Source organism: Vibrio sp. 378, assembly GCF_033339435.1.
This window is the reverse complement of sequence record NZ_JAWOUO010000125.1, coordinates 1-1,146: the sequence shown is the minus strand read 5'-3', so window position 1 is coordinate 1,146 and position 1,146 is coordinate 1. Positions and strand designations below refer to the sequence as shown.

Below are 1,146 nucleotides of genomic sequence, written 5' to 3'. Positions count from 1 at the left end.
CGATCTGCGAATTGGAGTGCAAGTGTGGGATACACAAACGGACGAGCGTTGGGATTATCGCGGAGACGAACGTTTCCCATTAATGAGCACATTCAAAACGTTAGCGTGTGCCACCATGCTAAGCGACATGGACAGCGGCAAACTCAACAAAAATGCCACAGCGAAAATCGATGAACGCAATATTGTGGTTTGGTCTCCGGTGATGGATAAACTGGCTGGACAAAGCACACGCATCGAACACGCTTGTGAAGCCGCCCTGTTGATGAGCGACAACACCGCCGCGAACTTAGTGCTAAATGAAATTGGTGGTCCTAAAGCGGTCACACTGTTTTTGCGCTCTATTGGCGACAAAGCAACGCGACTTGACCGATTGGAACCCCGTTTGAATGAAGCAAAACCGGGCGATAAGCGAGACACCACAACGCCTAACGCCATGGTAAACACCCTACACACCTTGATGGAAGATAACGCCCTATCTTACGAGTCACGCACACAGCTGAAAATCTGGATGCAAGACAACAAAGTATCGGATTCGCTCATGCGCTCTGTTCTGCCAAAAGGCTGGTCGATTGCAGACCGCTCTGGCGCAGGTAACTACGGTTCACGCGGCATTAGCGCGGTGATTTGGAAAGACAACTACAAGCCGGTTTACATCAGTATTTACGTCACAGACACTGACCTTTCGCTTCAAGCTCGCGATCAACTGATCGCGCAAATCAGCCAACTGATTTTAGAGCACTACAAAGAAAGTTAAGCTCGAACTCGAGCAACCAAGCCCTTCTCATTCAGAGGGGCTTTTTCTTACCTGCTCTCTCAAATTCTTAACAAATCTCTCTTATTCTTGCTGTCTTCACTACGCTTTACCGAATGGTCACCTCTTGCTAATTAGGCATAAAAATTATCGGTTTAGACATGAGTTCAAGCTCACATTAAGCAACCTGACACTCACAAGTGGCGAGAAATAAACCATACTCTGTTACAGGGACGTATTTTTCTTTAAAATAGCTGCGTGTTACTTATTGTTTACATTTAGAGGAATGTCTAGGGAGATGGCTATTGAGACTTGAAAGAACTTTTGACCCAAATGACTTGTCGACGCAAAACATGGAAAGCCCAATATGTTTACCGATCGGCTTTGTTCACTTT

The 1,146-nt window shown here is 46.2% G+C and carries 1 protein-coding gene; it reads left to right on the top strand.

Features of this window, described 5'->3' with window-relative positions; translation table 11 throughout:
* On the top strand, nucleotides 1–754 hold a 754-nt coding region (gene blaCARB / locus R7Q48_RS24560; RefSeq protein ID WP_318132717.1), incomplete at its 5' end, for a CARB/PSE/RTG family carbenicillin-hydrolyzing class A beta-lactamase.
* Between the last annotated feature and the right edge of the window lie 392 nt (nucleotides 755–1,146).